Source organism: Herbidospora yilanensis (assembly GCF_001570565.1).
GTDB lineage: Bacteria > Actinomycetota > Actinomycetes > Streptosporangiales > Streptosporangiaceae > Herbidospora > Herbidospora yilanensis.
On sequence record NZ_BBXE01000034.1, the window covers coordinates 15,164 to 37,925 of the forward strand.

General features: G+C 69.9%; 27 protein-coding genes. 16 read left to right on the top strand and 11 right to left on the bottom strand.

Annotation, left to right across the window (positions count from 1 at the left end):
* Positions 1-12: 12 nt before the first annotated feature.
* A complete protein-coding gene (locus AW273_RS26745; protein WP_062353726.1) occupies positions 13-306 on the top strand; it encodes a PASTA domain-containing protein in 294 nt (97 codons plus the stop codon).
* A gap of 48 nt (positions 307-354) precedes the next feature.
* Here the strand turns inward: AW273_RS26745 and AW273_RS26750 are convergent, their stop codons facing one another.
* Both AW273_RS26750 and AW273_RS26755 read right to left on the bottom strand, forming a co-directional pair.
* On the bottom strand, positions 355-825 hold the full coding sequence (locus AW273_RS26750) for an SRPBCC family protein (RefSeq protein WP_062353729.1): 471 nt from the start codon (positions 823-825) through the stop codon (positions 355-357).
* Positions 822-1,154, bottom strand: coding sequence for a metalloregulator ArsR/SmtB family transcription factor (locus AW273_RS26755; RefSeq protein WP_030457079.1), 333 nt, complete (start codon positions 1,152-1,154; stop codon positions 822-824). The genes AW273_RS26750 and AW273_RS26755 overlap by 4 nt, the downstream gene beginning before the upstream one ends.
* A 65-nt stretch (positions 1,155-1,219) precedes the next feature.
* On the opposite strand from AW273_RS26755, the gene AW273_RS26760 reads away from it, so the two are divergent.
* Entirely contained in the window at positions 1,220-2,311 is a 1,092-nt protein-coding gene (locus tag AW273_RS26760) for a carboxylate-amine ligase (protein WP_062353731.1), read from the top strand.
* Positions 2,312-2,506: 195 nt separating this feature from the next.
* Positions 2,507-4,360 carry a DUF2075 domain-containing protein gene (locus AW273_RS26765; protein ID WP_062353734.1) on the top strand — a complete coding sequence of 618 codons (1,854 nt, stop codon included), beginning with the start codon at positions 2,507-2,509 and terminating at the stop codon, positions 4,358-4,360.
* Here the strand turns inward: AW273_RS26765 and AW273_RS26770 are convergent.
* The 3 genes from AW273_RS26770 to AW273_RS26780 form a co-directional block, all read right to left on the bottom strand.
* Positions 4,329-6,134, bottom strand: coding sequence for a DUF2075 domain-containing protein (locus tag AW273_RS26770; protein WP_083950078.1), 1,806 nt, complete (start codon positions 6,132-6,134; stop codon positions 4,329-4,331). The two genes, AW273_RS26765 and AW273_RS26770, sit on opposite strands and share 32 nt — an antisense overlap.
* A gap of 84 nt (positions 6,135-6,218) precedes the next feature.
* On the bottom strand, positions 6,219-6,539 hold the full coding sequence (locus tag AW273_RS26775) for a nucleotide pyrophosphohydrolase (protein ID WP_062353737.1): 321 nt from the start codon (positions 6,537-6,539) through the stop codon (positions 6,219-6,221).
* A gap of 9 nt (positions 6,540-6,548) precedes the next feature.
* Entirely contained in the window at positions 6,549-7,013 is a 465-nt protein-coding gene (locus tag AW273_RS26780; protein WP_062353740.1) for an MSMEG_6728 family protein, read from the bottom strand.
* 73 nt (positions 7,014-7,086) lie between these two features.
* On the opposite strand from AW273_RS26780, the gene AW273_RS26785 reads away from it, so the two are divergent.
* Entirely contained in the window at positions 7,087-7,620 is a 534-nt protein-coding gene (locus tag AW273_RS26785; protein ID WP_157556188.1) for a DUF6232 family protein, read from the top strand.
* Positions 7,621-7,628: 8 nt separating this feature from the next.
* Positions 7,629-7,961, top strand: coding sequence for a hypothetical protein (locus AW273_RS26790; RefSeq protein WP_062353746.1), 333 nt, complete (start codon positions 7,629-7,631; stop codon positions 7,959-7,961).
* Here the strand turns inward: AW273_RS26790 and AW273_RS26795 are convergent.
* Entirely contained in the window at positions 7,951-8,835 is an 885-nt protein-coding gene (locus AW273_RS26795) for a helix-turn-helix transcriptional regulator (RefSeq protein ID WP_062353749.1), read from the bottom strand. The genes AW273_RS26790 and AW273_RS26795 overlap by 11 nt on opposite strands.
* A 39-nt stretch (positions 8,836-8,874) precedes the next feature.
* Here AW273_RS26795 and AW273_RS26800 point away from each other — a divergent pair, with 39 nt between their 5' ends.
* Genes AW273_RS26800 through AW273_RS26820 form a run of 5 tightly spaced genes read left to right on the top strand, consistent with a single transcriptional unit; the run spans position 8,875 to position 12,277 of the window.
* Positions 8,875-9,333 carry a hypothetical protein gene (locus AW273_RS26800; RefSeq protein ID WP_062353752.1) on the top strand — a complete coding sequence of 153 codons (459 nt, stop codon included), beginning with the start codon at positions 8,875-8,877 and terminating at the stop codon, positions 9,331-9,333.
* Positions 9,330-9,773, top strand: a complete 444-nt coding sequence (locus tag AW273_RS26805) for a hypothetical protein (protein WP_062353754.1) — start codon at positions 9,330-9,332, stop codon at positions 9,771-9,773. The genes AW273_RS26800 and AW273_RS26805 overlap by 4 nt, the downstream gene beginning before the upstream one ends.
* 25 nt (positions 9,774-9,798) lie before the next feature.
* Positions 9,799-10,191 (top strand): VOC family protein, encoded by a 393-nt coding sequence (locus AW273_RS26810; RefSeq protein WP_062353756.1) that lies wholly within the window; start codon positions 9,799-9,801, stop codon positions 10,189-10,191.
* Entirely contained in the window at positions 10,188-11,123 is a 936-nt protein-coding gene (locus tag AW273_RS26815) for an NADP-dependent oxidoreductase (protein WP_062353758.1), read from the top strand. Before AW273_RS26810 ends, AW273_RS26815 begins: the two co-directional genes overlap by 4 nt.
* A gap of 38 nt (positions 11,124-11,161) precedes the next feature.
* Positions 11,162-12,277 carry an acyltransferase family protein gene (locus AW273_RS26820; RefSeq protein ID WP_062353760.1) on the top strand — a complete coding sequence of 372 codons (1,116 nt, stop codon included), beginning with the start codon at positions 11,162-11,164 and terminating at the stop codon, positions 12,275-12,277.
* On the opposite strand, the gene AW273_RS26825 is transcribed toward AW273_RS26820, so the two are convergent.
* Positions 12,259-14,526, bottom strand: a complete 2,268-nt coding sequence (locus AW273_RS26825; protein WP_062353762.1) for a right-handed parallel beta-helix repeat-containing protein — start codon at positions 14,524-14,526, stop codon at positions 12,259-12,261. The genes AW273_RS26820 and AW273_RS26825 overlap by 19 nt on opposite strands.
* 175 nt (positions 14,527-14,701) lie before the next feature.
* Between AW273_RS26825 and AW273_RS26830 the strand changes: the two genes are divergently transcribed.
* Entirely contained in the window at positions 14,702-15,067 is a 366-nt protein-coding gene (locus tag AW273_RS26830) for a hypothetical protein (RefSeq protein ID WP_062353765.1), read from the top strand.
* Here AW273_RS26830 and AW273_RS26835 read toward each other — a convergent pair.
* The 3 genes from AW273_RS26835 to AW273_RS26845 all read right to left on the bottom strand — a co-directional run bounded on the left by AW273_RS26835 (position 15,042) and on the right by AW273_RS26845 (position 18,252).
* On the bottom strand, positions 15,042-15,383 hold the full coding sequence (locus tag AW273_RS26835) for a DUF742 domain-containing protein (RefSeq protein WP_062353768.1): 342 nt from the start codon (positions 15,381-15,383) through the stop codon (positions 15,042-15,044). The two genes, AW273_RS26830 and AW273_RS26835, sit on opposite strands and share 26 nt — an antisense overlap.
* The gene (locus tag AW273_RS26840) at positions 15,380-17,506 is read right to left on the bottom strand and encodes a sensor histidine kinase (RefSeq protein ID WP_062353771.1); all 2,127 of its coding nucleotides are present in this window, start codon (positions 17,504-17,506) and stop codon (positions 15,380-15,382) included. Before AW273_RS26840 ends, AW273_RS26835 begins: the two co-directional genes overlap by 4 nt.
* 371 nt (positions 17,507-17,877) lie before the next feature.
* Entirely contained in the window at positions 17,878-18,252 is a 375-nt protein-coding gene (locus tag AW273_RS26845) for a barstar family protein (RefSeq protein ID WP_083950081.1), read from the bottom strand.
* A gap of 530 nt (positions 18,253-18,782) precedes the next feature.
* Between AW273_RS26845 and AW273_RS26850 the strand changes: the two genes are divergently transcribed.
* The 5 genes from AW273_RS26850 (at position 18,783) to AW273_RS37495 (ending at position 22,395) form a co-directional block, all read left to right on the top strand.
* Positions 18,783-19,613, top strand: coding sequence for an EamA family transporter (locus AW273_RS26850; RefSeq protein WP_063910116.1), 831 nt, complete (start codon positions 18,783-18,785; stop codon positions 19,611-19,613).
* Entirely contained in the window at positions 19,610-20,218 is a 609-nt protein-coding gene (locus tag AW273_RS26855; protein WP_062353774.1) for a GntR family transcriptional regulator, read from the top strand. Before AW273_RS26850 ends, AW273_RS26855 begins: the two co-directional genes overlap by 4 nt.
* 58 nt (positions 20,219-20,276) lie before the next feature.
* The gene (locus AW273_RS26860; protein WP_030457060.1) at positions 20,277-20,618 is read left to right on the top strand and encodes a hypothetical protein; all 342 of its coding nucleotides are present in this window, start codon (positions 20,277-20,279) and stop codon (positions 20,616-20,618) included.
* Between the two features lie 71 nt (positions 20,619-20,689).
* Positions 20,690-21,754 carry an aminoglycoside phosphotransferase/kinase family protein gene (locus tag AW273_RS26865; protein ID WP_062353777.1) on the top strand — a complete coding sequence of 355 codons (1,065 nt, stop codon included), beginning with the start codon at positions 20,690-20,692 and terminating at the stop codon, positions 21,752-21,754.
* Between the two features lie 146 nt (positions 21,755-21,900).
* Positions 21,901-22,395, top strand: a complete 495-nt coding sequence (locus AW273_RS37495) for a hypothetical protein (RefSeq protein WP_157556192.1) — start codon at positions 21,901-21,903, stop codon at positions 22,393-22,395.
* Positions 22,396-22,542: 147 nt separating this feature from the next.
* On the opposite strand, the gene AW273_RS26875 is transcribed toward AW273_RS37495, so the two are convergent.
* The gene (locus AW273_RS26875; protein WP_062353780.1) at positions 22,543-22,734 is read right to left on the bottom strand and encodes a hypothetical protein; all 192 of its coding nucleotides are present in this window, start codon (positions 22,732-22,734) and stop codon (positions 22,543-22,545) included.
* Positions 22,735-22,762: the final 28 nt, after the last annotated feature.

The following is a 22,762-nucleotide window of genomic DNA, read 5'->3' on the forward strand; positions in this document are numbered from 1 at the left end:
TCGGGAGGTTGCATGAACCTGATCGAAGTGGAAGTCCCGGACTTCCGGGGCATGCAGGCACTCAACGCATGGCTGGTGGGTCACGACGCGGGCGTTCTCCTGATCGGCCCGTCCCCCGACGGACCCGAATCGGTCATGCACGGCATCGTGACCAGACAGGAACCACTCCCCGGCGCGAGGGTGTCGCGCTGGGACACCGTCAAGGTGTGGATGAGAGACGGCGGTGGCGGCTCGGCGGGAGTCCGTGAGCCGCGCACCCCGAAACCGCCGGTCGGCGGGCGGGCGGAAGAACCACCGGACCACTGAGGCGACCAAGAAGGGGAGCCGCCTTCGAGGCGGCTCCCCGTCAAGCCCTCAGGCCCCGAGACCGTCGTAGTACGGCTTCATCTCCGGGTAGTAGTCGGCGAAGTCCGGCGCGGGCGCCCCTTCGCGGGCCGCCACCAGGCAGTCGAGGTAGTACTCCCAGCCCGGCCCCACCTCTCCGGCGCTCGCCGGGTCGATCCGGTGGTGGACGAACAACAACTCGGTGACCCCGTCGATCTCGGTGACGGTCAGTTCGACGTGCCAGGCGCCGTGTTCATCCTGGGACGACAGGGCCAGCCGCCGGGGCGGCTCACACGCCTCCACTCGCATGTCGACCCAGGGCGCGCCCTCCTCTGAGGTGAGCTGGACCTGGATCATCGGGTCGGCGTCGCCCCGCCAGGGGCCGAACCAGCGGGCGGTGCGCTCCGATTCGGTGACGCTGGCCCACACGTCGGCGGCCGGGGCCTTGAAGCTGCGGGTCAGATGAAGGTCGGCGCCGAAGAGGCGGCCGGTCGGGTTCACGCGGTCTCCCTGTTGTCGCGGCGGGCCCGGTAGACCTCGGTCTCCAGCGCGTCGAGGCGCTGCTCCCAGCCCGCGGGGGTCATGAGGTCGGACAACCATCGATGCAGTTCGGTGAGGCCGTCGGGGTTGAGCGAGTAGTAGCGGTGCCGGCCGGACAGATCGTCGTCGACGAGCCCGCTCTCCCGGAGCACCCGCAGGTGCCGGCTGACGGCGGGTCGGCTGACGGGGAACCGGGCGGCGATCTCACCGGCGGTGAGCCGCTCGTCGCGCACCATGCGCAGAATCGCCCGTCTGATCGGGTCGGCGATCGCCTCCGCGGCCTGGTCCATAGGGTAAAGCGTAACCTATAGGTTACGCATTTACATAACCTCCGCAGAGGGGGTAGGGGACCGGCATGGGGCGGACATTCGGGGTCGAAGAAGAATTCCTGCTGGTCGACGGGGTGACGGGACGACCCGCCCCCGACGTCGAGAAGGTGCTGGCCGACGCCGGCCCGCATCCCGGCGCGGGAGGGGTCTACAGCGCCGAGTTGTTCCAGACCCAGGTCGAGGCCGCCACCGGCGTCTGCGCCGACCTCGCCGACCTGCGCGCCCAACTGTCCGGCGCCCGCACCCGCCTGGCCGAGGCCGCCCACGCCCACGGCCTGCGCCTGGTCTCGGTCGGCACCCCCGTGCTCCCCGGCTCCAGCCCGCCCGTCTCCGCCGGCGACCGCTACGCCGACATCGTCCAGACCCACCGGGCGACGATCAGGGACTACCAGTGCTGCGGCTGCCACGTCCACGTGGGCGTGCCCGACCGCGCGACGGGGGTGGCGGTGCTCAACCACGTCCGCCCGTGGTTGCCCACACTCGTGGCTCTGGGGGCCAATTCCCCGTACGACAAGGGCCGCGACTCCGGGTTCGCGAGCTGGCGGATCGCCGAGCAACTGAGGTTCCCCGGCTCCGGCCTACCGCCCCGCTTCGCCGACCTCTCCCACTACGACGAGACCGTGAGCCAGTTCATCGAGTGCGGCGTCCTGGTCGACACCGCCATGACGTTCTGGATCGCCCGGCTGGGCGTCCGGACCCCCACGGTCGAGATCCGCGCCGCCGACGCGGCCGGCTGCGTCGACGACGCCCTCCTCCAGGCCCTGCTGACCCGCGCCCTGGTGACGACCGCGCTGACCGAACTGGCGGCCGGCCGGGAGGGCCCCGACGTACCCGAGCCCGTCTGCACGGCGGCACTGTTCAACGCGGCCCGCAACGGACTGGCCGGAACCGGGATCTGCCCGGTCGAGGGACGCGAGATCCCGGCGACCGAACTGGTCGACCGGCTGCTGAGGCACGTGGGCGACGCGCTGGAGGAGACGGGGGAGATCGGCGAGGCGCGGCGGCTGCTGGAGTGGATCGGTCGGACGGGCACGGGGGCCGACCGGCAGCGGCGGGCGGCGGAGCGGGGGCCGAAGGCGATCGTCGAGATGCTGGCACGGCAGACGACGTATTCATAATGTCGGGCGCATATTCGTGAGATATCGTCTTCCGGTCGAAGCTGCGGCCCGACGGGCTTTCTCTTCTGAGGACATGCCCCCATACCGCACGAAGTCCTTTCGTGCTGCCTGGGGGAAATCGTGGCGAGCGTTCCGGCTCCCGCCGAGCGGTTGTCTGCCAAGAGTCTCTATGACCTGCTGCTTCAGCCGCGTTCCATGGTCGAACGGACCTTCGTCGCGGCTCTCGCGGCGAAGGTGAAGGAGACGACCGGCCGCGTCGCCCGGGAATCCGAGAAACGCGCCTGGGTCAACAGCCTGTCCGATCTCTCCCGCTCACTGATGGACGCGGAACGGGGCAGGCTTGAGGTTTTCCTCGAATTCCCCATGCCGGGCAACAAACGCAGTTCGGCCGACGTCGTGCTGGCCGGATACGATTCCGCCGGCCGGGTCGCCTATGTGGTCGTGGAACTCAAGCAGTGGAGCGAGGCGGCGCTCTTCGAGGGAAACGACGCGCTCGTCGACGTGCCGGGGATGCGCCCGCACCAGAGCCATCCGGCCGTACAGGTGAAGGGCTATCGCGACCAGCTCAGAAGGACCTGCTCGGCGCTCGACGGCCGCCCCGAGGCGGTGAGCGCCGTCGTCTACCTGCAGAACGCGCGGCGGGATGACATCCGCGACCTCTACCAGAAATCGGTGACCGAGGAGGTGCCGCTCTTCTGCCGGAGCGAACGCGGCGCCTTCGTCGAATACCTTCAACGGCGGTTCTCCGACGAGCCCGGCCAGTCCGCCGGTGACATCCTGGACAACGGGGCGATGGTGCCGACCGGCGAACTGCTCGACCGGGCCGCCGACGTGCTGCGCGGACGCGACCAGTTCGTGCTGCTCGACGAGCAGCAGGAGGCTCTCCAACTGGTGCGCCACGACATCCGGACCGCCTTCGAGGCCAACACCAAACGGGTCGTCATCATCACCGGCGGCCCCGGCAGCGGGAAGACCGCGATCGCGCTCTCGTTGCTCCGCGAATTCGCCGAGGCGCGCGACCGGGTCGCCTACGTCACCGGCTCGCGCACGCTCACCAGGACCTTCCGCCGCGCCATCGGCGGACGCGACAAGGACATCGCCGGGCTCTTCCAGTACTACAACGACTACGCGAACGCGCCCAGGAACCGGCTCGACATGATCATCGTGGACGAGGCCCACCGGGTGCGGGCGAAGTCGCAAGACCGCTTCAACGCGGCCCGGCGCAGCGACCGCCCGCAGATCGAGAGCCTGATGGAGGCGGCCCGAGTGCCGGTCTTCCTCCTCGACGAACACCAGGTCGTCAAGCCCGGCGAGGTCGGGACCGTCGCGGCGATCGAGGCGCAGGCCCAGGCCCTCAACATCAAGTACCACCGGGTCAACCTCGATGGACAGTGGCGCAGCGGCGGCAGCGCCGTCTACGACGAATGGGTCCGCGGGCTGCTCAACCTCGGCGCCGCCGACAGCCAGTGGGACGGCGACTCCGAGGCCCGGCCATGGCCGGGAGACGAGCACTTCGAGGTCCGGCTCGCCGACTCGCCCGCCCAGATGGAGGAGTTCCTGCGCGCCCGCATGGTCGAGGGGAGCACCGCCCGGATCACCGCCGGATACTGCTGGCCGTGGAGCGACCCGAACGACGACAAGAGCCTCGTCGACGACGTCGTGATCGGCGACTGGGCCCGGCCCTGGAACGCCAATGGCGACGGTGTCCGCGTCGGCAAGGCGCCCACCAGCCAGTTCTGGGCCACGCTTCCGGGCGGCTTCGACCAGATCGGCTGCATCTACACCGCCCAGGGCCTGGAGTTCGACTGGGCCGGGGTCATCGTCGGTCCGGATCTGATCGCCCGCGGCGGCGGTTTGCGTACGGTCCGCGAGGCGAACCGGGACAGCGACCTGGTCAAGCGCTCGGTCAGCGACGAGCAGTTCGACCGGCTCATCCGCAACACCTACAAGGTGCTGCTGACGCGCGGTCTCAAGGGGGTCGTCATCTACGCCTGTGACGACCAGACGAGGGAGCACCTCAGGGCACTAGTTCCGCCAGTAACCTCCTGACGGCCGGGTCCACCGCGTACAGAACGGTCCCGCGCATCCCCCTGGTCAGCAGCACCTTGTAGACGTTCCGGACGAGCTGGTCGAACTCGGCGTCCGGGACGCTCTTGACGCTCTTGAAGGCCGGGTCGCGGTTGGCGCTCCGCACGGTCGCCAGCACGCCGTCGCGGACGGTCAGATCCGGACCGAGGATGACCCCGGCCCAGTCGTACTCGAATCCCTGGGCCGTGTAGACGCAGCCGACCTGGCCGAACCCAGAAGGCTCGGTCGCCCACAACATGCTGGGCGGGGCGTCGCCGACGGCGCGGTGCTTCTTGACGTTCCACGGTCGGGCCCAGTCGCCGATCACGACGTCGTCGACGAGGGTGAGGTCGGACCTCGGGTCGCTCCAGGGCCAGCAGTATCCGGCGGTCATCCGGGCGGTGCCGGACTTTCCACGGAGGATCGACTCGAGTTCCTCGGGGCTGCCGGCGAGACGCACCTCGAAGCTGGGGTCGCCCGTCCATGGCGACGGGCTCTCGCCCGACAGGCCCACGAGGTCGAGCACCCAGCGTTCGTAGACTCTGCTGCCGCCGCAGCGGAACTGCTCGTCGAGGCTGACGTGGCTGACGGTGTACCCCTTCGATCTCGCGAAGGCTTCGATCGCCTGGACGGTGCCGAGTTCGCCCGGCCGCACGACCTGGTGTTCGTCCAGCAGGAAGACGGGCACCTTCGCGGCGCTCAGGAGTTCGTCGAGCTGCGGGCGGCCGGTCCTCTTGGCGGCGGGGGTGAAGCGGTTCGAGGAGGTTTCCCTGATGCGGTGGGCCTCGTCGCAGACCAGCACGTCGAGCCCGTCGGGCTTGGCGTCGGTGAGGCTGTTGAAGTAGACGAACAGGTTCTTGATCCGGGTGTTGCCCCTGCCGGGATAGCGCCGCATGGTCTCGGTGAACGACTGTGAGCCGGTCGCGTGCAGGGCGGTGCGACCCCGCCGGAACAGTTCGCCCAGCAGCGACAGGGCGATGACGCTCTTCCCGCTGCCCGGACCTCCGGTGACGATGACGACCCGCTTCTCGTCGGTGTCGACGGCCCGCATCACCAGTTCGAAGGCGACCTGCTGCTCGTCGAGGAGGGTGAACTGCTCGCGCTCCCGGATCTCCTTGGCGGCGTGCGCCATGAGCTGGCGGCTCGGCGCCACGGGGCTCCCCAGCAGCCGTTCGGCCGCGGCGTCGCCGGAGTCGGGAGCGAGCCTCGACCGCAGGAAGGACCGAAACATCTCGCGCCGGCTGCCGGTGAAGACCTCACCGGCGAGGTCGGCGACGTCGAGATCCATGGCGTTGTGGAGGTAGGCGGCCGTGCTCACCGACTCGGGGGTGAGCACGTCGAGGAAGTCGACGAGGTACTCGCCGTAGCGGCGCACCTGCTCGGCCGGGTGCAGGACCTCTCGGCCGCCGGTCAGCACGAGACGGTCGCCGAGCTCGGACAGTTCGGCCTGGGTCCACTGCTTCAACTCGACGAGGACATACGAGTCGGCGCCGGTCTCCGGATGCGCCCCGGCCAGTAGGACGTCGACGCGGCGGCTGGACAGCGGCAGCTTGTACTCGGCGAGCAGCGTGACCCCGCCCAGCCCGGCCGCCACGAGGTCCTCGGCGAGCACGGGCAGGCTGTTGCGCCACGAGAGCACCTCGGCCTTCGACGGTCCCTGGCCGGTGGTGGCCCTCACATGGTCGGCCAGCGCTCCGGCGAACGCCGTCTCCGCAGGGGAAAGCAGGTCTTCCACCGACAGCCGAATCGCCGACACGGGCGTCCCCCAGGCAGCACGAAGTCACTCGTGCGGGTGGGGGCGTATCCGGTCGCCGGAAGCCCGTCGGGCCGCATCACATGGTCATCTTGAGGTTAGCGGAGGGTAGCGTTTGTCGACCTCGTCGATTTTGGCGTGGATCGCGTCGATCAGGTCGACGCCGAGGACGTCGGCCAGCCGGATCAAATAGGTGGCGACGTCGGCCATCTCCGACTTCACCCGCCCCAGTTCCTCCCCGCTCAGCGACGCCGACTCCTCCGGGGTGAGCCACTGGAACTCGGCGAGCAGTTCGCCCGCCTCTCCCGCCAGCGCCATCGCGAGATTCTTCGGCGTGTGGAAGGGCTCCCAGTCGCGGGCCGCCGCGAAAGCCCGCAGGCGGGCCGCCACCTGTTCGATCTCCGTCACGCCACCAGGCTAGGGCCGGTCGGAATCGGGCCAGACATAGGGGAGATCGTCTGGTTCGTCACCGAACAGCGGGCGGTAGAAGGCCGGGTCCTTGCGCAGCAGGGCCGACCGGTGGCTCCGGTGGAAGGCGGGGTCGCCGAGCCACGGCGGCAGTTCGCCGGCCGCGCCGAGGGCGGCCTGGGTGCGGATGGCGGCGCGGCCGGTGAAGCGTGCGAGGTCCTGCCGCAGGGTGGCGGCGCAGGTGTCGGCGCGGCCGGTGGAGCACCATCGGTCGCAGATCTCCAGGCCGTACCGGACCAGCGCCTCCTCGTAGCCCCGCCACATCCTGGCCGCCGGGTGGTGCCGCCAGCCGTAGTCGTCGACGGACGTCGCGCGCAGCACCTGGATGACCTCGACGCGCTGTTTGCCCAGGCGGCGGTCGTCCAGGACCTCGGCGGTCGCGGTGAAGTCGGGGTAGGGCAGGAAGGTCTGCACCGGTTCACGCTAGGGCGAGATGAGTAGGGGGCTACTCAAGCGCGCCGGGGGATCGGCGCCGATCATGGCGGGCATGGCCAAGAAAAAGGTCGGCGAGATTCGCATCAGCAAGCGGATCGTGCGGATCGGGCACGAGGTGTATCCGCTGGCGAACATCTCCCGTGTGCAGACGTTGCGGGTCGTCTTCAAGGGGCGGCTCTCCACCTTCTATCCCCTCGGACAACTCGTGGTCGTGGCGGCGCTGGCGGCCGCGGCGTCGTTCGTGGCCGAGGAGGTGCTTCCGGAGGCGCGGGAGTTCCTGCCCACCGCGCTCGCCGTCGCGGGGGTCTGGGGCGGGCTGCTCGCGCTCTGGTTCCTCTACCGGCTGATCTTCCGGCGGACCCCGTATTCGCTGGTGATCGAGACCGCCGGGACGCAGTACACCGCGCTGACCGGCACCGATCTGGGGGAGATCCGCCGTATCGAGGGCCTGATCGTGGCCGCCATCGAGGATCCTCCGCACAAGGAGGAGGGGCACCCGATCTACGGCGACGTCTATATCGGCAACACCTTCGGGCGGGACACCTACAACGTCAGCGGCGGCGGCCGCGCGACCGTCAACAACTAGGAGCGGCGATGGGCGACACCTACTACGGACGGGACACCTTCAACGTCCGCGACCAGGGCAACGTGACCGTCAACAACCGGGGTGACGACCGGGTCGACGTCGCCGCGGCGGTGGCCGAGCTGCGGGCGCTGATCGCCGAGCTCGGCCGTGCCGGGGCCGTCGCCCCCGACGGGTCGGTCGCCGACCCGGGGGCCGTGGTGGCGGCCGTACAGGAGCAGCCGGGACGGCTGAGGGCGCTCGGGGCCGCGGTCGCGGGCGGCGCCAAGGACGCCGTGTTGTCGATCGTGCAGGGGGGCGTGGCGTCGCTGATCGTGGCGCTGGTGTCGCGGGCTACGGGATAGGGCGGTAGAGCGCGGCCACCTCGGCCGCCAGCCGGGCCACCTCGTCGCGCAGTTCGGGGGGTTCGAGCACCTCGACCGAGGGGCCCCGCGACAGGAAGTGGCGGGCCGCCCTCGGGATCGACTCGATGGGGACGGTCCGCTCGACGCCGTCTTCCCGGACGACGGCCTCGCCCTGCTGGAGGAAGGCGTGGAACCGTTCCTGGTGGTCGCGCCAGTAGGCCGGGAGGTCGAAGTCCGCGGGCACGTCGAACTCCTCGGCCGAGGTGCGCAGCGCGAGGATCTGGTCGACCCGGTAGGTGCGCGGCCCCGGCCCGGCCACGAGGTACCAGCGGCCGGCCTTCAGCACGAGCCCATACGGCTCCAGCACCCGATCGACCTCCTCGGGCGCCTTCCACCTGCGGTAACGCACGTGGAGCAGGCGTCCGCGCCAGACGGCGTCGGCGACCGCGCCGAGGAACGGGACGGAGGTGTCCTTGGTGTACCACCCGGGCGCGTCGAGGTGGAAGCGGGCCCGCATGCGGTCGGCCTGGGCGCGCAGGTCGGGCGGCAGGGCCGCGCGCAGTTTGAGCTGCGCCCCGGCCAGCGCGTCGCCCATGCCGAGTTCGCCCGCCGGGCCGGGCAGGCCGGAGAGGAACAGCGCCTCGGCCTCGGACGGGTTCAGCCCGGTCAGGTGGGTGCGGTAGCCCGCGACGAGCTGGTAGCCGCCCTGGTGGCCGGCGTCTCCGTAGATGGGGACGCCCGCGGCGTGCAGGGCCTCGACGTCGCGGTAGACGGTGCGGACCGAGACGTCGAGCTCCTCGGCGAGCTGGGCGGCGGTGCGGCGGCCCTTCGTCTGGAGCAGCAGCACCATCGCGAGTAGTCGGCTCGACTTCACTGACACACCTTGGCAGTGGAGGCTCCCTATCGTCCAGGCATGGCTTTCGCGGAGAAGATCCTCACCGTGCCGCCGCCGATCGAGGTCGGTGGACGCCACGTCAAGCGCTACCATGTGGGCTCCCCCGAGCCCCACGTGGAGAAGGCCGCCTACACCCTGCTGCCCGACCTGCTGCCCGAGGCCGACGGCACCCCGCCGGCCTCGTTCGTGGTGTTGCACCGGGGCGGCGACACCGGCGCCTATTTGAACGTCTACTCCTGGGCCTGGGACAACGCGCTGCGCTTCACCGGCGCGGCCGGGGGCCAGCCGTTTCTCGGTTGTCCCGACGACGACCCGGCCCACTTCGTGCGGCTGGCCCCCGACTTCATCGGCTGCGTCTACGAACTGCCGCCGATCACCCACGAACGCGACGCCTGGGTTCGGCACGTGCTCACCCCGGAACGGCCCGACCTGGCCGCCTACCTGACCGACTCGCTCCCCGAAGGGATGACCGGATGACCGGCTTCGACTTTCTCATCGGCGACTGGACCGTCGCCAACCGCCGCCGCCTGAACTACCTCGACCCGGACAGCGCGTGGGAGGAGTTCACCGGCCACTCGACCTGCCGCCCGCTGTTCGACGGCTCGGCCAACATCGAGGAGATGGTCTGCCCGACCTTCAGCGGCATCACGCTGCGCCTGTTCGACGTGGAGAAGAAGGAGTGGTCCCTCTACTGGTCGAACTCCCGATACGGGGTGCTCCAGCCGCCCGTCGTCGGCACCTTCACCGACGGCGTGGGCGAGTTCTTCGGCCGCGACCTCTACGACGACGAGGAGATCCACGCCCGGTTCATCTGGAACGCCATCACCCCCGAGTCGGCCCACTGGGAACAGGCCTTCTCCCAGGACGGCGGCCAGACCTGGCTGACCAACTGGACCATGGACTTCACCCGCCGCTAGATCATCGGCGGGTAACGTAGATCACGTGACTGAGGTTCGGGAACTGCGGCTGGTCGTGACGGCCGAGAACTACGAAGAGGCCCTCCACTTCTACCGCGACGTGCTCGGCCTCCACGAGATCGCCGACTTCTCCTCCGACGACGGCCGGGTCCGCCTGCTGTCGGCGGGCCGGGCCACGGTGGAGATCGTCGACGTACGCCAGGCGCAGTTCATCGACCGGGTCGAGGTCGGCCGGCGGGTGGCCGGGCACATCAGGGTCGCCCTGGAGGTCCCCGACGCCGAATCCACGGCCGCCCTGCTGGAGGAGCACGGCGCCGACGTGCTCGCGCCGCCGACCCGCACCCCGTGGAACTCGCTCAACGCCCGGCTGACCGCCCCCGACGGGCTGCAACTGACCCTGTTCGAGGAGCTCGGATGAAGGCCGTCAGCCAAGACGTGCTGGGCGGGCCCGAGGTCCTGCACACCGTCGACCTGCCCAAGCCGGTTCCCGGGCCGACCGAGGTGCTCGTCCGGGTGCACGCCGCCGGGCTCAACCCGACCGACTGGAAACACCGCGCCACCGGTGGCCTGCTCGGGGAGCCGCCGTTCGTGCTCGGATGGGACGTCTCGGGCGTCGTCGAGGCGGCCGGCGTCGGGTCGGTGATCTACAAACCGGGCGACGAGGTCTTCGGCATGCTGCGCTACCCGTTCGGGCACGGCTCCTTCGCCGAGTACGTCACCGCCCCGGCCCGCACCTTCGCGCCGAAACCCGCGGCGCTCGACCACGTCCAGGCCGCCGGGGTCCCGCTGGCGGGGCTGACCGCCTGGCAGGCGCTGGTCGACGTCGCCGGCGTCCGCGAGGGCGGCGAGGTGCTGGTCCACGCGGCGGCCGGCGGGGTCGGGCACCTGGCGGTGCAGATCGCCAAGGCCCGCGGCGCCTACGTCTACGGCACCGCCAGCGCGGCCAAGCACGACTTCCTGCGCCACCTCGGCGTCGACGAGGTGATCGACTACCGGTCGACCGACTTCACCACCGTGTGCGACGGGCTCGACGCCGTGATCGACACCATCGGCGGCGACTACGGCCCGCGCTCGCTCACCGTGTTGCGGCCCGGCGGGGTCCTGGTCTCGCTCGTCCGCACCCTGGAAGCCGCCGACCTGCGCGAACAGGCCGCCGCGCAGGGCGTGCGGGTCGAGTCGATGCTGGCCGAACCCGACCTGTCGGCGCTCAAGAGCCTCGCGGCGCTGATCGAGGCCGGGCGGCTGCGGGTCGCCATCGCGGCGGTCTTCCCGCTCGACGAACTCGGCAAGGCCATGGAACTGGGCGAATCCGGCCGCACCACCGGGAAGATCGTCCTCACCGTGCCGTGATCTGGCGTCCGGCGCCCCGGGGGCCGACACTGGCTGGCATGGTCACCCAGCGGACGTCCACCCGACGCCCGGAACTCGATCTGATCCGGACCGTCGTGGTGTTCGCGCTGATCTTCGCCCACGCGGCCCTGGTGTTCGACGCCGAAGACGACTTCTACGTGAAGAACGCCGACACCACCTCGGTCACGATGATCATCGCCGGCTTCCTGGTCATCTGGGCCATGCCGATGCTCTTCCTCGTCTCGGGCGTCGCGGCCTTCCACTCCCTGCGGAAACGCGGCGCGGGCGGCTTCGTGAGAGACCGGCTGCTCCGCCTCGGCCTGCCGCTCGTCGTCGCCGTCATGACGATCGTGCCGATCCCGCAGTGGATCAGGACCGGGATGACCGAGAGCTACTGGGCGTTCCTGCCGAAGTTCTTCGACGTCCATATCGACCTCGCGAACTTCCCGTTCGTCCTGCGCGGCGAGTATTTCGAGGCCGGGCACCTGTGGTTCGTGGTCATGCTGGTCACCTGGTCGCTCATCCTGGCCGTGGTCGCGCGCTGGATCCCGTCGGATCACGGCTTCCCCACCCGCCGCGGTTTCGTCCTGCTGCCCTTCCTGCCGATCTCGCTGGTCTGCGCCTTCGCCGGGCTCGAAGAGGAGTTCGCGGCCTGGAGCCGATGGGCCTACCTGCTCTTCTTCCTGTACGGCTACCTCATCGCCGCCGACGACCGGCTCCGGGAGGCCATGCGACGGGACGCGCCGCTGGCTGCCCTGGTCGGCGCGGTCCTCTTCGGCGTGGGCACGCCCGGGTTCCTGCTGGTCCCCGGCGATCCGATGACCGACATGGAGCCCTACCACCTCGCCGTCCGGGCGCTCTACGGCGCGGCCTCCTGGTGCTTCTGCGTGGCCATCCTCGGCTTCCTCGACCGGCGTGCCTGGCCGGAACAGGGCGGCTACCTGACGGCCGCCGCCCTGTTCGTCTACATCGTCCACCAGCCCGTCGTGGTGGTGGCCGCCTATTTCGTGGTCCAGTGGCAGGCGCCGATCATCGTCAAGTACGCCGCCATCGTCGCGGTGTCGTTCGCGGTGACGCTGGCGGCGTACGAGGTCGTGCGGCGCATTCCCCACCTGCGGGAGCTGTTCGGGGTGCGTCAGGCCGGGCGGGCGTAGAACGCGATGTGCTCGTAGGTCCAGCCCTCGGCGATCGCCGCGTCGCGGGCCTGGGGGCCGACGACGTAGTTGTGGTAGGCGCCCTTCCTGAGGCGGTAGACGGCGACCGTGCCCGGGGTGTTCTGGTTGACGGCGTAGAAGGTGACGCCCTCGTAGACGTAGCCCGAGCGGTTCACCGCGTTGTCGCGTTCGACGGTGTTGCGGGCGAACAGGCGGTCGCCCGAGGTCGGGTGGACCAGCCGGTGGATGGGGACCAGGCCGTTGGCCGCGCGCCCGGAGACGAACAGCGTCACGCCCTGGTCGACGTAGCCGTAGCGGGCCACGGCCTTGTCGGCCTCGCCTCGGCTCAGGGTCAGCAGCGAGTGGCCTTCGGTGGGGTGCGTGACGACGTACAGCGGCCTACGCAACAGCTCCAGCACCGGCGCGAGCGTCTGCGAGGGGGAAGGCGCCGGCGTGGGGGACGGGCTGGCCGACGGGGTGGCGCTCGGTGAGGCCGTGGGCGACTGTGTCGGGGTGGGTGTCGGGGTGGGCGTCGGCATCGACGTCGGGGGCGGGGGCGTCGTCTCCACGGACGGGCCGCGTAACACGCCCAGCGGGACCTTCTTGCCCGCGTCGACGCCGATCGCCGCGGCGACGTCCTCGGGCAGTGGGGCGCCGGCCGAGGCCGCGGGCGAGCCGGACTTCAGCTTGTAGTCGCCGCCGCTGAAGTAGCCCTCCGTGCCCTCCTGGTAGTGGGCGTTGCTCTCGCGGCCGGTCGACCTGAGCTGGGTCAGGCTGGTGAACGCCTGGTCGTTGCCGGCCGGGAGCGCCCACTTCGCCACCTGGGAGGCGGCCGTGGGCCGGTAGTAGCCGTTGTTGTCCATCTGCCCGGCGGGGATCATCTTCGCCGCGCCGACCCGCTTGCCGGACGACGCGCTGTTGGCGTCGACCGTGTCCACGAGGGCGCCGCCGCCGGAGCGGCCGGAGAAGATGTTGTTGATCAGGGTCACATCGGCGGTGTCCCAGGTCACCCCGCGTGCCACCGCGTCGGGAGCGGGGCAGTTGTCGGCGTTGCAGCGGTCCAGGTGGGGGCGGGGGTCCTCGGCGATCTGGATCGGCGAGGCGTTGTCGGCCATGGTGTTGTTGTAGACGCGGACCTTGTTCGAGCCGCTGATCTTGAGCCCGAACTGCCCGTTCCCGGCGAGCAGGTTCGAGGCGATCAGCGCGCGCGAGGACACCTCGTAGTACATGCCGTGCTTGGCGTTGCCCCGGGCCACGTTCCGGACCAGCCGCACGTTCTCGCACGACAGGTCGCACCAGAACCCGGCGCCCTGGTTGCCGTCGAACACGTTGTCGCGGATGTTGGCGTTGACGAGGAAGGTCGCCTTCATCCCGGCCCCGGCGAGGCTGGAGACCGCCACCAGGCCGATCTTCTCGGTGTTGTTGCCCGAGACGACGTTGCCGTACATCGTGAGGTTGGCGGCCTTGTGGGAGCTGATCCCGGTGAAGCCGTTGGCGGTGATCGTGTTGCCGGTCAGGCGCATGTCGTCCGCGAGCGCCGACACCCCGGCCGCCGCGTTGAGGGTGACCGTGTTGTCCTCCAGCACGACGCCCCTGGCCTGCGAGATGATCGCGGCCGGCTTCTTGCGGTAGTCCTGGCTGGTCGCGTAGTGAGCGAAGCCGAGGCCGCGGAGCACGGAGTTCTCCGAACCGGGCAGGAAGTGCACGGCGTAGGCGATGGAGGACAGTTCGACTCGCGCGCGAGCGGGGTCGCTGCCGAGGTAGACGGCGCCGCGGCCGTCCCAGAAGAAGGTGCCGGCGGTGACGGCCGCGCGGGAGGTCACCTGCTGGAGCGGCTTGCCGCCGTAGAAGGCCATCTCGGGGTCGCCGCCGACGAGGTTGCCCGTCGTGATGTCGGGCGGGTACACGCAGGCGCTCCGGCAGATCGCGGGGTCCCACCCGTCGAGGCGCCAGGCTGCGCCGTCGCGGACGAACTTCGCGGCCGGGATCTCGGTGCTGCCCTTGAACCAGGCCTGCTCCCCGGGCGCCGACTGGATCGTCACCGGCTTGGCGATGCTGCCCAGGGACTCCCGGTATTCGCCGCCGCGGAGGACGATCGTCGTCATCACCCCGCCCTTGGCGCGCTTGAGGGCGGCGGCGACGGTTCGCAGCGGCGCGCTCTCGGTTCCCGGGTTGGCGTCGTCGCCCGAGCTCGCCGACACGTGGATCGCGTCTGAGGCGGGCGGGGCCGCGATCGCCTGAGTGGCCATGTCGACTCCGATCGCGCCGCTGACGGCAAGCGAACAGATGACGAATCTTCTATAACGAAGAGGCATAGGCCCTTTCATACCGAGAGGGTCGTGATCGTGTACACAGAAGTTACAAAAACGGCCTGAGTCCCTCAGGTCACAGCGAATGCCTGTATTAACGAGGATTAACCGAGCCGTGCGCGACGATCTTCTCCGGGCTGTCATGGCCACTGCCAGCGCTTTTTCCGAGGCCGGTCGTGACCTTTACCTCGACTTCCATCCCGACGTCCGGCGCTGGGCGCCGATCACCGATCTCGTGGGAAAGGTGCGCCTCGGGGTTTCGTTCACCCTTCCCGACGGCCGCGAACTGGTCTGTGAGGTGCGGCTCCGCTCCCACGGCCCGGTCTGGACCGTGGACGGGACGGTCGACCTCGACGGCGAGGAGTTACTTCTGTTACCCGAAGGTCCGGCGGACCTGCTCGGCGACTACACCGAGCAGGTGCTCGAACCGGCACGACGGCACCTCGACGAGGCCCTCAGAGGGCTCGCAAACCCTGGATGACCTCGCGCAGGATCCGCTCCTCCGGCAACTGGGCCACGGTGGCCTGCGGCCGGGCGGTGATGATGTTCCGGTCGCGGAGGCCGCTCAGCAGGATCCTGACCACGTTCAGCGACAGGGCCACGTCGGAGGCGAGGTCGGCGACCGACGCGGGCGACTGGCAGACCCGGACGATCCGGAGCTCCTCCGGTGTGAGCCCCCCGAGCCGCGCGCCCGGCACCGCCCGGATGATCGTCATCAGCTCGAACTCGGGCCCGGTGGGCCGGGTTCTCCCTCGGGTGAGGGTGTACGGGCGCAGCAGAGGTGGTTCTTCGGTCACGCTTCGTCTTCCTCCGCTCGGCGCCAACCGGCCTGGAAGGAAGAGTACAAGTCGGGCTTGCCCTGCTCCTCCCGCAGTTGCGGCGCCATGTTCGCCTGCCTGACCCGCCGGGGCAGGTTCGTCTCGGCCGTCGCCCTGGCCTCCGACGCGTGCCGGCCGGAGACGGGTGACAACACCGGCGCCTCGGTCGGCTGGGCCGGCACCAGGCGCTCGGCCGCCGCGATCTCCGCGGGGTCGGGCACGACCACCATCTCGGCCGGGATCAGCACGATGGCCGTGGTGCCGCCGTACGGCGACGGCCGCAGGTTGACCGTGATGTCGTGCCGCTTGGCCAGCCGTCCGACGACGAACAGGCCGAGGCGGTCGCTGTCGGCCAGGTCGAACTCCGGCGGATCGGCCAGCCGCTCGTTGATGGCGGCCATCTCCTCGGAGCTCAGCCCGAGCCCCCGGTCCTCGATCTCCAGCACGAACCCGCGCGCCGCCAGGTCGCCGTGGACGGTGACCCGGGTGTGCGGCGGGGAGAAGATCGTCGCGTTCTCGACGAGCTCGGCGATCAGGTGGATGGCGTCGGTGACGGCCGGGCCGACCAGCTTGGCGTGGTGCGGCACGTTCACGTCGACCCGCAGGTAGTCCTCGACCTCCTCGACCGAGGCGCGCACCACGTCGAACAGGGCGACCGGTTCCCGCCAGCCGCGCCCCGGGACCGCGCCCGAGAGGATGATGAGGCCCTCGGCGTGCCGGCGCATGCGGGTGGTCAGGTGGTCGAGGCCGAAGAGCTGCTCCAGCAGGTTCGGGTCGTCGGTCTGCCGCTCCAGGCCGTCGAGGATGCCGAGCTGCCGGTGCAACAGCGATTGGTTTCTGCGGGCCAGGTTCAGGAACACCTTGTTGACGCCCTGCCGGAGCTGCGCCTGGCCGACCGCCGCTTGGACGGCGGTCGACTGCACCGACGTGAAGGCGTTGGTGACCGTGGCGACCTCGGCGGTGTTGCCGGGCACCTCGACCGGCGGGGTCTCGGCCCTGACGTCGACGTCGTCGCCGCGGCTGAGCCGCCGCACGATGTCGGGCAGCCGCCGGTCCGACAGGTCGACGGCCGCGTTCTGCAGGGCGCCCAGCTCGGCGGAGATCCGGCGGCCGAACCTGACCGACACCAGCAGCGTGACCACGAGGGCGATCAACCCGACGACGGCGAGCACGCCGAGCCGGATGAGCACGTTCATGACGGCCGGCTGCATGCGGTTGCCGATCTCGACGCTGGCCTGGCCGCCCAGCTTGTCGAGGGTGATCGAGAGGGTCTCGGTGGTGGCCTGCCAGCGGCCCGCCTCCGGCGGCAGTGGCACCTCCGGCCGGACCTTGTCGCGGACTGTCCCTTCGAGCTTCACGAAGTCGAGGTAGGCCGCGGAGCCGTTCAGCTTCACGTAGGGGTCGCGCATCGACCCTTCGAGGCCGCTGAAGCCGAGGTCGTAGAGAAGGGAGCGCTTGGCGGCCATCTCGACGAACATCTCCTGCTCGCGTTTGCTCATCCGGCCGGTGCCCAGGGTGCCGGAGAGTAGCGCCGACTGCTGGCTGACGATCTCGCGGGCCCGGCCGACCAGCACGACCGCCTTCGTCTGGCCGATCAGGTCGAGGTCGGGGGCGATCATCATGCGGTCGTACACCTGCCAGCCGACCTCGGCGATCTCGCTGTACTGGGTGAGCGCGTCGAGGCGGCCGATCTCCCGGTTCTCCACCTGGCTGCGCAGCGCGTCGAGCCGGTCGAGCTGCCGGAGCAGTTCCTGTACGCGCTCCCAGAGCGCCGGCGGCGCGTATTCGCGCCCGGAGACGGCGTGCCCGGCCAGGCCGGCCGCGATCTCGTCGGTGCGCTTCTGCTGGGTGTCGAGGTCGGCGTGGAAGGAGGAACCGCCACCGAGATAGGTGACCGACATCAGGCGCTCGTGTTGTAACTCGGTCAGCACGGCGCGTGAGGGCAGGACGATGTGCTCATAAACCATCCCGACGCGGAGGTATTCCCGGCCGGAAGTGAGGGTAATAGCCGCGGTCAACGCCCAGATGACCGCGAGAGCGGTCACGGGGGCGAACAAGACCGCGAAGATCTTGAACCGGATGGAGCGTTTGCGGCCAGCCATGGGACCTCAGCAGAGGGCGAACACATGCGTTAATAGTGGCGAAACAATAGCAACGCGTGAGCTGTGGAACTAGGTGGCGTTCGCAACAAAATGGGGGCTATTCAGGTTTGACACCGATTCGCGGCTTTCTGTCGCGGGGCGCCGAGTGAGGTTCCCCTCGACGATGACACTCCGTCGTCTGCGAATCCGTTCCCCACCTGCATTGATGGCTGATCTATCGTCGGCGAGGGTGACGGCGGTCACACTCCGCTGTGTAGCCCGCCGGTCGCGGATACGAAGTAGGACGCCACCCGAAAGCAACGTTTCGGTCAACGTAGTGGACGCATGTGGTCAGCGGTGACCCCGGATGGCCGTCTGGCGAACGACCCGGTTCAGTTGTCGAGCATGATCACCGTCAGCGTGGCGTCGCCCTTGGTGCCGTCGGTGGCGGCGTCCGACAGCGCGGAGCCGAGGCCGTCGTAGGCCGTCGCGTCGAGCTTGCGGAGGACCGACGGCTTCGACCAGATGAGGACGTGCTCGCCGGGCGACAACCACGACAGGTCCGTCAGGTGGTCGTAGAGGGAGTCGAGGCAGTGACCGAAACCTTCCGGAAAATCGAGAGCGCGGGCGATGGCTTCGAAGGCGGCGGCGGAGGTGATCATTTCGGCGCCGTCGAGGAGGTGGGGGGTGGCCCCCCGCTCTTTGACCTCGGCGATGGCGGTGGCGACCCCGACGGTCCGGGGAGCCCGTACAAACCGACTCAGCATGGTTGCGGTCTTCCCCGAGAGAGGCGCTTCCCACGTGTCTGGGAATCATCCGGGTAAAAACAACTCTTCTCATTAACTAATGCACCGCTTTTTCGGTGCATTGTCATGGGGTCTGGCCTGGCAAGTCAATGATTCCTGTCAGATCTTTACTGCGGGTCATAAATGGTAGTCGGCGGCAAATCGCTTGCGATCGTGTGTCTGGTTGTCAGACAATCTGACGCATGGGCATCTCAGGGGCGGCTTCGCCACGCGACCCACGGCAGGACTCCGGCCGTCAGGGGGTCGCCACTTCTCAGGCGGGTTCACCCGGTTCCGGCCACCCGCGCGAGCCGCGGCTCGGGTCTTCTCGGGCGGATTCAGCGAGTGAGCCACGGCCGTCCTTGGGCCGGCCGCGTCTCCTGTCTCCTCGGGCGGGTTCGCCGAGTGAGCCACGGCCGTCCTTGGGCCGGCCGCGTCTCCTGTCTCCTCGGGCGGGTTCGGGGAGCGAGCCACGGCCGGCCTTTGGCCGTCCGCCTCTCGCTCTTCTCGTCGTGCTCGCCGCCGTGCTCTGGGGGACCGCCGGCACCGCCGGAACCTTCGCCGCCGCCGGGGCGGTCGCGCTGGCCGCCGCCCGGCTCGTCATCGGCGGTTCGGCGCTGGCCGCGTTCGTCCTGCTCAGGCCGGGGGTGAGGGTTCGGCCCAGCCCAACGCTGTTGCTCGGCGGGCTGTGCGTGGCGCTCTACCAGCTCTGTTTCTTCGTCGCGGTGAACATGACCGGCGTCGCGATCGGCACCGTCATCCTGATCGGCAGCGGCCCCGTCTTCACCGGCCTGCTGTCGTGGGCCCTCGACCGGCGGGCTCCCAGCCGCCAGTGGATGTGGGGGACCGCCGCGGCGATCGTCGGCTGCGCCGTGCTGCTGCTGCCCGGCGGCGGCACCGTCGACCCGCTCGGCGTGGGTCTGGCCCTGGTCGGCGGCTTCATCTACGCCTCGTACGCCGTCATCGCCGCCCGCGCCATCGTCGCCGGCCGGCCCAGCGACGACGTGATGGCCGTCATGTTCGGCGTCTCGGCCGTGATCATGCTCCCGGTCCTGCTGGCCGGCGACCTCTCCTGGCTCACCGACCCCGCGAGCCTGGTCACTCTCCTCTATCTGGGCCTGGTCACCACGGCCCTGTCCTATGTCCTGTACGGCCGGGGCCTGCGCGGCACCCCCGTCGCCACCGCCAGCACCCTGGCCCTCGCCGAACCGGCCGTCGCCGCCCTGCTGGGCGTCGCGGTCCTGGGCGAGACCCTGAGCCCCGGCTCGTGGGCCGGTCTGGCGATGCTCGCCGTCAGTCTGATCGTGGTCGCCCGGCCGGAAAAAGTAGGCTCTCCGGCGTGAAGCTGCGCCCCGTCTCCACCGTGGAAGCCCTCGCGGACGCCCTGCGCACCCGCATCCTGTCGGGTGACGTCGCCCCGGGCACCCAGTTCCCCGAGCAGGAGATCTCGGCGACCTACGGCGTGGCCCGCCCCACGGTCAGGGAGGCCATCGCCGCCCTCGTCCACGAGGGCATCCTGCGGCGGGAGCGCAACAAGTCGGCGTACGTGCCCGACTTCACCCGAGACGACCTCGACGACCTCCTCTACGTACGCCGTCCCCTGGAAGACCTCGTCGGCGCCGCCGTGGCCGGGCGGCGGATCGAGGAGGCGCGCCGGGCCCTCGACACCATGGCCACGCTCCCCGACGACGCCCCCTGGGCCGGCGTCGTCGCCCAGCACATGGCCCTCCACGAGGCCCTCGCCCGCGCCGCCGGGAGCCCCCGGCTGCTGCGCCTCTACCTGTCGTTGTCGGCCGAGACCCGTCTCGGTGTGGTCCGCCTCAGGGAGGCGTACCCAGATCGAGATGAAATGGTGACAGAGCACCGCGAACTGCTCGAACGACTGGAAGCGGGAACCCCGCAGGACGCGGCGAAAGCCGCCCGCGACCACCTCGTCTGGCGCATCTGAGCCCGGGTGAATCCGGGCCATCTTGCCGGACCACCCAAAGCCCGACACAATCGCGCCCATGCACGTGCCGGATACCTACGTGTACGTCACCGAAGAAGGCGTGACCCGCCACTACGCCGACGGTTCCGTCGAGGCGCTGGCGTGGGAGGACGTCATAGAGGTCAGGGTCGGCGGCGTCACCGAGTCCGACGTGCTCATCGTCCTGGAGGACCGCGCCGGCGACAACTGCGTGGTGCCCCGTTCGGCCACCGACGCGACGTTTCTGGCCCGCCTCCGCTACCTCCCCGACTTCGACCTCGAGCGCCTTTCGTGGGCCGTCGAGAACGCCGACGACGGCTTCGTCGTGGTCTGGCGCAGCCCTGATCCACCCCATCCGCTTCCAGATTTGGAATACGACTAGCCAAGATCACCCCTGAATCCGACATAGAGTGACAAAGAGTGTCTCTTGTCACCTGGGTTTGGATTCAGATCATGAACGGCGATCTGCGCAGTCTCATCGCGCGAGTCTGGGAACCGGCCGGCGACGTCGTCCGCGTGACCACGGGAGAGATCCCGCCGGGCTACCGCGAGGCCGAACGCTACTCCTACACCGGCGGAAAGCTCCGTCCACGTGGTGTGTTCGCCCTCCACCCGGTGGTCGTCAGCGTCCGCGCCGACGCCGACCCCGGCCAGACGCTGCTCGTCTCCTGGCTCACCGGCCTCCTGGGCCGGGGCCCTCTGCGGGCGTCGTTCTCCCTGCGCCCCGAGCGCCCCTACGTGTGGCTCCACTCCCGGGGCCGCGCCGTCGCCCGGGCGACGGTCGGCTGGAACACCGCGACGAGCGTCCTGGCCGTCAACGAGGCCGTGACCGTGTCGGCCCTCGACGGCCACAGACTGGCCCCCCGCCTGCTCGCCGAGTCGCGGTGGCAGGGCCACCCGGTGACCGTCACCTCCTGGACCGGCCGCCCCCACCGTCAGGGCGACCCGGCCCCGTCACCCCAGATCATCAGGGACATCGCCTTCAGCGGCCCGCGCAGCCGGGTGATCCTCGGCGAGTCGGCGTACTGGAGGCGCCTGCGCGGGGAGATCGCCGCCCTCCGCGACGCCCCCCGCCTGGCCACCGTCGCCGACCGCCTGGCCGAACGCCTGGAACGCTGCTACGGCGACGTGCCCCTGACCTTCGGCCGCTGGCACGGCGACCTGATCCCGGGAAACGTCCTGTGGTCGGGCGGCAGACCCCGCCTCGACGGCTGGGGCCTCAGCGCCCCCGACGTGCCCCTGGGCTTCGACATCCTCCACTGGCACTTCCACGACGCCCTGACGACCCGCGGCGCGTCGCTGCACGAGGCGTCCTCGGCGGCGGGCGTCGCGGCGGTCCGGCTGCTCGGCGAACTGGGCGTCCCGAGGGAGGCCCGCCCGCTGGTGGCCTGGTTGTTCCTGCTGGAGACGGCCCTGCGGGCCCACCGCGAACGGCTCGACGGATCGGCCTGGAACCCGGCGATCTACCCGGCGATCATCCACGTGCTGTCGGAGGGCGGCGTCTACGCCGCCCCCTGAGAAAGACACTTTGTGGGGCGAAGTTCGCCCTGTTCGACGAGGATCCCTGCTATAGATCTCATGAGTAGAGGTCTAGGGGTCGTCTATGTTCATCGCTTGGGGAGACGAGTCGGGGTCGGACACTCTGCTCCATCGGGGAGCCCCGGGTGGTCTCGCATGTACGTGAGCAGATGCGGGGGCTTCTCCTGCGGGGGCAACGCAAGGTCCATTGGCGGGACGAGTCTCACGATCGCCGGCTCAAACTGGTCGACGCGATAGCCGACCTGCCCGTCGAAGGCTTCGTCGTCGTCCGGGTGGCCGGGGAGGCCGATCGGCCGGAACGTCGCCGCCGGAAGTGCCTTGAAGTGTTGTTCCGGGAGCTGGCCGTTCTGGAATGCGGCGAGCTGGTGCTGGAATCGAGAGGTCCGGCTGACGACCGCCGTGACCGCGAGATGCTGGAACACCTCCGGCGTCGGCGGTGTCTCGCCGCTCCGTTGCGCCTCTTCCATGAACCTGGGCCCAGTGATCCGATGTTGTGGATCCCGGATGTCCTGTGCGGTGCGGTCGGCCACTCTCGGACGGGTGCCGTGGAGTACCTGGAACGGCTCACCTCTCGGGTGACCGTGCACCTCATCCGGGCAGATGGTCAAGGCGAGAAATGACGCAAGCCCCGGGCCCTGTCGTCCGGCAGGATCTCCCGAGGCTCACTTCCGGATCTCACCGCAGTGGACCCGTCACTGAATGTAAGGCTAGCTGTGGAAATCGCCCGAGGTCAATTCGTTCGGGCGGGCACGGCCGGGAAGGTGGGGTTACAGCTCTTCGGGGTAGCGGGTGTCGCAGGACGGGCAGGCCCACTTCTCGTCGCCGACCACGCAGCCGCCCAGCACGAGCCGTTTCTCCTCAAGGGCCAGCTTCAGTTCGTCGGTGAAGTGCGGATATCCGTACGCGATCGGGACCAGGCGGCCCGTGCCGCACCCCGGGCACAACGGTGGCGAGATCATGCGGGGGTAGACGCCCCGGACGGCCGCG